Origin of the sequence: Rhodoferax sp., from assembly GCF_018063565.1 — a bacterium.
GTDB lineage: Bacteria > Pseudomonadota > Gammaproteobacteria > Burkholderiales > Burkholderiaceae_C > Rhodoferax.
This window is the reverse complement of the sequence record NZ_JAGPBB010000112.1, coordinates 1-9,379: the sequence shown is the minus strand read 5'-3', so window position 1 is coordinate 9,379 and position 9,379 is coordinate 1. Positions and strand designations below refer to the sequence as shown.

The window sequence follows — 9,379 nt, the reverse complement described above, 5'->3', positions numbered from 1 at the left end:
CCAATTCCGCCTTGAGTTGCTGATTGTTATCTTGCAATTTGACCCGCTCGTCCTCCATGGACGCTGCTTTTTGCTTGACCTCTTCAAGCTCTGCAATGACCTGATCGGCCAACTCGACTGCGGCCAGTCGTTCGGCTTCGCTTGCGACCCGGTTGTCTTGCATGCTTTGCCGTTCAGCATCGAGGCGTGTGTTGGCGGCGGCAATGGCAAGCGCCCAAATGTCGCCCGCCAAACTTGACAGTTGATCTTGAACGGCTTGCGGCGCCGGTTCACGAAGTGTCGCGTCCTTAGCCGTTTTTTTTGACTTCCACTCACTCATGGCTTCGGAAATCGTTGTGAAACTCCCGCCGCCGAGGTGCTTGCGCACTGCCGCCAGTGTTGGGCTCTGGCCCAAAACGTCCAATTCGTTGGCAGCCCTAAAGATGTCGTCCTTGGTGATCGCCATGATGTTTTGTATGTTTATGTTGTATTAACATATCATACAACTACAACATACACGAATCCATTCTTTTTCGTTGGGTGGTTCCCGATTCGAGTCCTGGCTGAATTGCATGTAGGCTCTACGGTCTCAGGAGAATTGAAGAATGAATAAGCCGCCGCTCGATTTAGACAATCTGCATTTGTATAAAGACCTGCTGGTCACAGTGATTCAGGCGCGAATCCAGATGGACGCAGCGTCAGCCCGTGCAGATCTCTTGCTTAATATTTTCCTGATGGGGGTTGAGCAATTTGGCACTGAGCAGCGCTTTGTAGAACGCACCATCAACCACCTTGAACTTGACATGCTCGATGGCCGCGATGCGCCCGAATCTCTCCGAGATGCCACGGCAGATACGGCGCGGGCCGTTTGGGCGTACCACGCCCATTCAACCGCCGCCTCTGATCTTGTGGTCAGGGAAGCGTTCGAGCGCTGGGAAACCGTATACCAGCGAGTTATCGGTGAACCACCGACCGAAACCTATATGGACATGGAGAACGCCAGCTGCCTGGCTGAACCGGATTACTATGACAAGCCGCCCCTGCCGTTTCCAAGCCGCGCCAATCTGAAGTTTGGCAGCCAGAACTGAGTTGCATTGCATCGATGCGATCGACCAGCCTTTACGCCGGGATGGATCCCAAAATTTGAGAGATGAAGATCGTGGGATCGTGTTGTTGCTGGCCGACCGGAGCTTTGAGGGCGTGCCAGCCGCATGCTCTCGCCAATTTAAATCAATTTCTAATCGATTAATTGACAAATCGTTGATTTATAATCAAAAGATAGGAAGAATAATCATTTTTACACTGAAATCAAAGGAGCTAAGTGTCCAACTGGATTGGCTATCGATGGCTGGCTGAGCACTATGGAATTGTGCCAGTTCAGGCGTTTCGCATTGACAGCGCCATCGCCAAGTCACGCTTTACAGTGCGTGAAGACGGGGCTGTCAATGAATACTATTCCGTTGCGGCAAGGCCAGCGGACACACTGGCAGGACACCTGACTTTTGCCTTCAAACATGAAGGTATCCATCTGGAGTTTTTGGCGCGCTTGTGCGGCTCTTTGCCGACCGTCGAACTTGAGGCTTGGGTATCAGCAGAGCCGACCGGCCAATATGCACGCCGAGCTGGCTTCTTTTTTGAATACCTGACGGGTCGTCGCTTGAGTTTTCCGGGTGTCACCTCAGGCAACTATGTCACGGCCCTGGACGAGGCGCTTTACCTGACGGCCAGCAAACCGACCAATGTGCCGCGCTGGCGGGTGCGCGACAACCTGCCCGGAACACCCGACTACTGTCCCATGGTGGCGCGCACAGCGCGTGTTCAACAGGCTGAGCAGTACGACTGTGCGCAACACCTGGCTGATCTGGAAGTTGAGTTCGGTGCCGAGGTTTTGCAGCGCAGCGCGGTTTGGTTGACCATCAAGGAAAGCCGCGCAAGTTTTGCCATCGAACATGAAGAGCAGCAGTTAGATCGTGTTCGGCGTTTTGCTGCAGCCATGGAGCAACGCTGCGGCAAGTATGACGATCCGCTTTTGGAATCAGCGCTTCAATCACTGCAGTTGCACATTTTGGGGGCCAGAGCGACACGTTACGGTGTGCGCTGCTCACCGGTGTTCGTGGGTGAAGTTGACGGGTTCACCGAAGTGGTCCATTACATTGCGCCTCATTGGCAAGATGTGCCGACACTGCTGTCAGGTCTGCGTGACTTTGCCAAGCGCACCACCGGTGCCAGTCCCTTGGTGCGCGCGGGCGTTTTATCGTTTGGCTTTGTGTACATTCATCCGATGTCCGACGGCAATGGCCGTATTTCACGCTTCCTGATCAACGACGTGTTGCGCCGAGACAAAGCGATTCCCGAGCCCTTCATCCTGCCCGTGTCAGCAACGATCACCAGCACTGTCGTCAATCGCAGGGGTTACGACCAGGTGCTTGAACTGTTCTCCAGACCCTTCATGCGTCGATATCTGGATGCCTGGCGATTTGGCCCACAACAGATTGCCCAGGACGGTGTGCATTTCAATTTGCAGTTTGATGCCTACCAGGATGCGCTGCCAGCTTGGCGCTATCCCGAGATGACTGACCATGTAGAGTACCTGGCGCAGGTTGTGCAACTGACCATCGAGCAGGAAATGCGCAAGGAAGCGGGTTATCTGCGCAGCTTGCGCGTGGCCCGTGAGCGCGTCAAGCAAGTCCTCGAAGGCCCCGACAGCGATATTGACCGGATCATCCGGTCTGTGCGTGACAACGGCGGCGTGGTCTCCAGCAAGTTGCTCAAGGAGTTTGCCTCATTGACAGACGAAGATGTAGCCGCTGGTGTTGTGTTGGCGGTGCAGAGCGCGTTTACACCGGGTTGAGGGATTTGGTGAACCTCAGAAAAGCCTTGTGCAAAGCTGAGTTGTGAAAATTGCCAAACATGGCTTGGCAATAGGCATTGGCAAAACGGCTCAGTAGTCCAAGGCCATCAACTGGCCAGCGGAGCTGTGATTTTGTCGATCTGGGCCATCAGCTCGGGCGTGAGTTTGGTGATGACATCCACTGCGCCCAGGTTGTTCTGAAGTTGTGCCAGCTTGGATGCACCCGTGATGACGGTGCTGACACGGGGGTTATGAGCCACCCAGGCAATGGCCAATTGACTCAGGCTGCAATTCAATTCTGAGGCCATCGTCTCCAGCTGTGTGATGGCTGCATTCTTGGTGGTGTCCGGTCAGGCGCGGCAGCAAAAAGTCCATTCCTGCCACCGTGCCACGACTGCCAGGTGGAATGCCGTTGCGGTATTTACCCGTCAGCAGACCGCTGGCCAGTGGACTCCAGGTGGTCAGGCCCAGACCCATGGTCTCGTAAAGCCGGGTGTATTCCTGTTCCACACGTTGCCGGTGAAACAGGTTGTACTGGGGTTGTTCCATCACAGGCTTGTGCAGATGGTGCCGCTCAGCAATGTCCCAGGCTGCCTGAATCTCCTGTGCCGACCATTCGCTGGTGCCCCAATACAAGGCTTTGCCTGTAGTGATCATGTCACTCATGGCCCAGACCGTTTCTTCAATTGGCGTGTGCGGATCTGGCCGATGGCAATACACCAAGTCGATGAAATCCAGGCCCATGCGCTGCAAGGAGCCATCGATGGCTTGCATCAGGTATTTGCGATTGAGCGTGTCCTTCGCGTTGACCGTCGGTCCGGACTTGTTGAGCCCCCAGAAGAACTTGGTCGAGACGATGTAACTGAGCCGGGGCCAATTCAACGCCTTGATGGCCTGACCCATCACGATTTCGCTCTGGCCGTTCGCATAGACCTCGGCGTTGTCAAAGAAATTGATGCCCGCATCAAACGCTGCTGCCATCATTTCGCGCGCCGCGGTCGTGTCCACCTGATTGTGATAAGTCACCCAGGAGCCCAAAGAGAGTTCACTGACCTGCAAGCCACTTCGGCCAAGTCGTCGGTACTGCATGCGTTTGTCCTGATGGTGTGGTCTTGGCCTTGGATGACCAAAAGCCTGATCTTATGATTTTGGCGCAGGCAGGCTATTTACGCGTTGATGTGCGTAAGTCTGTCTTGCCGGAGATGTTGAAAACTTTCAAGCGGCCTCAAAATTTGGCGCTGCCGCCTGCACCGCACTTTTGAGCTTTTCAAGTCCCAACAGTCTTTTGATATCTGGCAGCGCGGCCGTCCAAACATCAACGCTGATGCCGTCGAGCTTTTCTGTCTTGATGAAATCAAACACCGCTTTCTGGCAGCGCTCACGTTCCCTCTTCTGCATTTCCTTTTGCTTTTCCTGCAACTTGCGCAGTTTCTCCGTGGCCTTGGCAATTTCGTCTTCTATTGAAATGACTTTAGGCGCTTGCTTTTCTGATATTTCGATTGTTGACATGTTTTTTGACTTTCAGTGAGTTGGATAAAAATTTATCTTAACTCAGATAATAGTATTATCTCAAAAGGATGATGTTTTTGACTTTTGACTTTTGTAGTATCTTTGAGGCAACTCATTGAAACAGGACAATCGGTTGGGTTCAGCAAATCTTCAGGCGACAAGGGTCGCCTGAAGCTCCGTTGCTTGAGCTGAGGGGGCGTGTGTCGCTCCCATCCACCTGCCTTGAAACATCGACGAAAGCAGTTGAATGGCCCCATGTCAGCTGGTCGTTGCTGGTGGAAAGTGGTGTTTTGATGTCTTGGATGGGTCGCACGCACAAGCGCTTGGCCGCCCCTCAAACTGGCAGGCCAGCCGGATTCCCTCAAAAAATCCGGGGCATCCCCGTACCCCCTTAAATTTGTCACACAAAACGCAACACTTATTGCAAATAAAAATACATCCAATTGACGGGCTTTTTTTTGTGTTTACACCTAATATTGTTAATGTTTACAGCTAACTAAATAGTAAATTTTTCAAAAACTATTTTGACCTTTTATTAACAACACATAAACTGTCAGCATAGGTGGTAAGTATCTGTAAACATATAGTTGTAACAAGTTAGTTGGGGAGCGGGTATGGCGGCAAAAAAACAAGCCACAACGGGTGCCACAGAAGTCGTCTCAGTGCGTTTCACGCATGAGACATCGGGCTTTTATCGCAAGCGAGCCAAGGAGTCCGGTGTCAGTCTTTCGACCTACATCCAAAACACCCTCACGGCCGGGGTCATGGCTGAATCGGTGCAAACGGTCCATCACCGGATGGCCACTGTCGCGGACAAAATCAGCCAGACCGTCTACGCGATCAAGCAGCCAGGACTCCCCGATGACGCCTGGAAGAGCCTGTTCCTGATTGAGTCGCTTTTGACGATTATTGTTGAAGCCCGCAATCCCCAGGACTTGTACGACGCGCAGGAAAGAGCTGAAAAACGTGTTCAGCTGATGAAAAGCGCGGGGGAAAAATAGCATGGCCAAACGGGAAGAGAAGACAACGGTTGGAAACTTTGCACGCGGCTCGGAGCTTTGGACCCACCAGGCGCGGCTCATCCTGGTTGCGCTCAGAAATCTCATGCTTGTGGGCGTGGTCCTGGGCTTGCTGGTCGCCGGGGCCTACATTTAACTGCCGAGCTTCCTGAGCATCAGCGAGGCCGTCACCGTGCCCTGCTTGATCGAGGTGGCCAGCCGCAAAATTTCGTCCCAATGGGCGCGGACATGCTTGATGTTGAGCGTGCCGCCGATCATCGGCTTGAGCGCGTCATAGGCGGTTTCGCCCTTGGAAATGTAGAGCTTGGTGTCTCCCAAATCGCGGATGCGCGGCGCGAAGCGGAAGCCCAAGAGGTGCATCAGAGCAAAGACATGATCGGTGAAGCCCGCCGTGTCGGTGTAGTGTTCTTCGATGCGCAGGTCGGACTCGTGGTACAGCAGGCCATCGAGCACATAGGTGGAGTCGCGCACGCCGACATTTACCACCTTGGTGTGGAACGGCGCGTACTGGTCGGAGATGTGGGTGTAGAACGTCCGTCCTGGGCTGCTGCCATATTTCGGGTTGATGTGGCCGGTACTCTCGGCCTTGCTGCCGGTGCGGAAGTTCTGGCCGTCCGATGATGACGTGGTGCCGTCGCCCCAATGCTCGGCGAAGGGATGCCGGAATTGGGCGTTCACCAATTCAGCCAGCGCCGTCGAATAGGTTTCGTCGCGGGTATGCCAGGCTTGCAACCAGGCGAGCTTGGCGTAGGTCGTGCCGGGACAGGACTCAGCCATCTTCGTCAGGCCCAGGTTGATTGCGTCGGCCAGGATCGTCGTTAGCAGCAAGTTTTTGTCCTTGGCCAGATCGCCCGATTTCAGGTGCGTGAAGTGGCGGGTGAAGCCCGTCCACTCATCGACTTCGAGCAGCAATTCGGTGATCTTGACGTGTGGCAGGATCATGGCCGTCTGGTCGATCAGCGCCTGCGCGGTGTCGGGCACCGCCGCATCCAGCGGCGTGATTTTCAAGCCGGACTCGGTGATGATGGCATCGGGCAGATCGTTGGCCGCCGCCATGCGGTTGACGGTGGCAAGCTGCGTTTCCAGTAGGGTCAGCCGGTCGTGCAGATATTGGTCGCAGTCGGTGACAACGGCCAGCGGCAATGTGCTGGACTGCTTGAGGCTGGTGAACTTATCGGGCGGCACCAGGTAGTCCTCGAAGTCCTTGAACTGGCGCGAACCCTGCACCCAAATGTCGCCCGAGCGAAGGGAGTTCTTGAGTTCCGACAGGGCGCACAGTTCGTAGTAGCGTCTGTCGATACCAGCGTCGGTCATCACCAGTTTCTGCCAGCGCGGCTTGATGAAGTCGGTCGGGGCATCGGTTGGCACCTTGCGGGCGTTGTCGGTGTTCATACCGCGCAGCACCTCGATGGCATCAAGCACACCCTTGGCGGCGGGCGCGGCCCGCAGCTTGAGCACGGCAAGGAATTCCGGCGCGTAGCGGCGCAAGGTGGCGTAACTCTCGCCGATGCGATGCAGGAAGTCGAAGTCATCGGGCTGCGCGAGCTTTTGCGCCTCGGTGACGCTCTCGGCGAAAGCGTCCCAGGACATGACGGCCTCAATGGCCGCGAACGGGTCGCGGCCTGACTGTTTGGCGTCGATCAGCGCCTGACCGATGCGCCCGTACAGTCGCACCTTGGCGTTGATGGCTTTACCAGAAGCCTGGAACTGCTGCTGATGCTTGTTCTTGGCGGCGTTGAACAGCTTCCCCAGGATGCGGTCGTGCAAGTCGATGATTTCGTCGGTGACGGTGGCCATGCCTTCGATGGCCAGCGCCACGAGGGTGGCGTAGCGCCGCCGCGGCTCGAACTTGGCCAGGTCGGCGGGCGTCATCTGGCCGCCCTCGCGGGCGATTTTGAGCAGCCGGTTCTGGTGAACCAGCCGCTCGATGCCAGAAGGCAGGTCGAGGGCCTGCCAGGCTTTGAGGCGCTCAATGTGTTCGAGCATGTGGCGGGAGTTCGGTTTGACAGGCGACTGACGCAGCCAGGCCAGCCAGGTCATCTTGCCGTTGTCGCGGCGTTTCAGCAGATCGTCGAGGCGATGCCGGTGTCCGTTCGACAGCGGCTCGGACAGGGCTTCATAGATGCGTCGGTTGGCGCGAGTGATGGCCTCAGCACTGGCGCGCTCGATGGCGTTGAGCGCGGGCAGGATGATCGACTGCCGCCGCAGTTGCTCAATCAAGGCGCTGGCCAGCACGATGCCTTTGTCGGTCTGCATGGCCAGCTCGGTCAGCGTGTGGACGGCCTGTCGGTAATGGCTCATGGTGAACGGCTGGAAGCCGAACACCGTTTGCAGTTCGACCAGGTGCTCGCGCCGGGTCTGTTCCCGCTGCCCGTAGTCGTTCCAGCTTTCAACACCGACCTTGAGCTGGTCGGCGACCAGTTTCAGCAAGGGCAGGAACAGCGGCTGATCGACGCCAAGGAGAATGCCGGGAAAGCGCAGGTAGCAAAGCTGCACCGCGAAGCCCAACCGGTTCGCAGGCCCGCGCCGCTGCCGGATGATCGAAAGGTCACTATCACTGAGCGAGTAATGCCGGATCAAATCGTCCTTGGTGTCCGGCAACGCCAGCAGGCTTTCCCGCTCGGCGGCGGACAGGATGGAACGACGAGGCATATTTACTGATCCGTTCTCAAGTATTGATACAGGGTCTCCCGACTGACGCCGAACTCGCGCGCCAGTTTCGACTTTTGTTCGCCTGCGTCGGCCCGTTGACGTAACTCGGCCGCACGCTCTGGCGACAGGGCTTTCTTGCGGCCCCGGTAGGCACCGCGCTGCTTAGCCAGCGCAATGCCCTCGCGCTGCCTCTCGCGGATCAGGGCACGCTCGAATTCGGCGAATGCACCCATCACGGACAGCATCAGATTGGCCATCGGCGAATCCTCGCCGGTGAAGGTCAGGCATTCCTTGACGAACTCAATTCGTACGCCGCGCTTGGTGAGCTTTTGCACGAGGCGGCGCAAGTCATCGAGGTTGCGCGCCAGGCGATCCATGCTGTGCACCACCACGGTATCGCCTTCGCGCACGAAGGTCAGCAGCGTGTCGAGCTGCGGGCGCAGCGTATCTTTGCCCGACGCCTTGTCGGTGAATACCTTGTCCACCTGGACCTGCTCAAGCTGGCGATCCGGGTTCTGATCGAAGCTGCTGACCCGCACGTACCCGATGCGTTGACCTTTCAAGGGTGTCTCCTGCACAAATGTGTCAGGAAAGAATTTATAAGCCTTTGCTACATGTGTCAATAAATATTCATTAATACTCTATCCTGACGCATTTCGAGTGCAGCACTTGACGCCAAGTTAGGGTATAGCTTAACCGGACACATCGGCCTCTGTGCCTCTACTGCTTTTCGGTACAACCGTCAAGAACAGGCAGAGCGCTCCGATAGTTATCGCCACATCAGCGAGGTTGAAGGCGGGCCAGTGCACAAGCTGCCAATGGAAGTCGAGGAAATCGACAACCGATCCACGCAGCACACGATCCACGACATTGCCGAGCGCACCACCAAGGATCAGGCTGTAGCCCACCGCTTCAAGGCGTGGCCGCTGCTGGCACAGCATGCGGCCCAGCCAAGCAGAAACGACCAGACCCAGCGCCATGAGAAAGTAACGTTGCCAGCCGCCAGCGTTCGCCAGAAAGCTGAATGCCGCGCCGGGATTCAGGACATGGACAATGTTGAAGAAGGTGCTGACTTCGACCTGTTCACCGTAGGCAAACGTGCGGGTGATGGCGAACTTTGCGAGCTGATCTGTCATGACAGAACTGGCGGCCACTGCGAACCAGACCCAAGTCGATGTGCGGCGAGCCGATTGCCACACAGGGGCGGCCAGCGGCATCAGCCACCCGGCGAGCGCCGTGCAGCTCAATCCAAGTACCCACCCCGCCAGCACATCGGCAGGAAAGTGCATTCCGGCTGCGATGCGTGACCAACCGACCAATGCGGCGTACAACACCAAGCCGATGCGGCCACGACGGCCTATCAAAGGCC

At 56.4% G+C, this 9,379-nt stretch carries 7 protein-coding genes and 2 pseudogenes; 3 read left to right on the top strand and 6 right to left on the bottom strand.

Annotated features, from left to right (window positions below; genetic code table 11):
* Positions 1–445 (bottom strand): DNA-binding protein (locus tag KBF66_RS17385; RefSeq protein WP_296660333.1); only part of this gene is annotated, 445 nt, incomplete at its 3' end.
* 139 nt (positions 446–584) lie between these two features.
* On the opposite strand from KBF66_RS17385, the gene KBF66_RS17380 reads away from it, so the two are divergent.
* Together KBF66_RS17380 and KBF66_RS17375 are read left to right on the top strand one after the other, a co-directional pair.
* A complete protein-coding gene (locus KBF66_RS17380; RefSeq protein ID WP_296660330.1) occupies positions 585–1,067 on the top strand; it encodes a hypothetical protein in 483 nt (160 codons plus the stop codon).
* Positions 1,068–1,300: 233 nt separating this feature from the next.
* Positions 1,301–2,830, top strand: a complete 1,530-nt coding sequence (locus KBF66_RS17375) for a Fic family protein (protein WP_296660324.1) — start codon at positions 1,301–1,303, stop codon at positions 2,828–2,830.
* A 107-nt stretch (positions 2,831–2,937) separates the two neighbouring features.
* Here KBF66_RS17375 and KBF66_RS17370 read toward each other — a convergent pair.
* Together KBF66_RS17370 and KBF66_RS17365 are read right to left on the bottom strand one after the other, a co-directional pair.
* Positions 2,938–3,919 (bottom strand): annotated as a pseudogene (locus KBF66_RS17370) (aldo/keto reductase).
* 126 nt (positions 3,920–4,045) lie between these two features.
* Entirely contained in the window at positions 4,046–4,339 is a 294-nt protein-coding gene (locus KBF66_RS17365) for a hypothetical protein (protein ID WP_296660320.1), read from the bottom strand.
* Between the two features lie 614 nt (positions 4,340–4,953).
* Here KBF66_RS17365 and KBF66_RS17360 point away from each other — a divergent pair.
* Positions 4,954–5,340: a hypothetical protein gene (locus KBF66_RS17360; protein WP_296660315.1), complete on the top strand. Its 387-nt coding sequence runs from the start codon at positions 4,954–4,956 to the stop codon at positions 5,338–5,340.
* Positions 5,341–5,496: 156 nt separating this feature from the next.
* Here KBF66_RS17360 and KBF66_RS17355 read toward each other — a convergent pair.
* The 3 genes and pseudogenes from KBF66_RS17355 to lspA all read right to left on the bottom strand — a co-directional run.
* Positions 5,497–8,010: pseudogene (locus tag KBF66_RS17355) on the bottom strand (Tn3 family transposase); the annotation flags it as partial.
* A 2-nt stretch (positions 8,011–8,012) separates the two neighbouring features.
* Complete coding sequence (locus tag KBF66_RS17350) at positions 8,013–8,573, bottom strand: recombinase family protein (protein ID WP_012806060.1); 561 nt, start codon at positions 8,571–8,573, stop codon at positions 8,013–8,015.
* A 129-nt stretch (positions 8,574–8,702) separates the two neighbouring features.
* Positions 8,703–9,379 (bottom strand): signal peptidase II (gene lspA, locus KBF66_RS17345; RefSeq protein ID WP_296660304.1); only part of this gene is annotated, 677 nt, incomplete at its 5' end.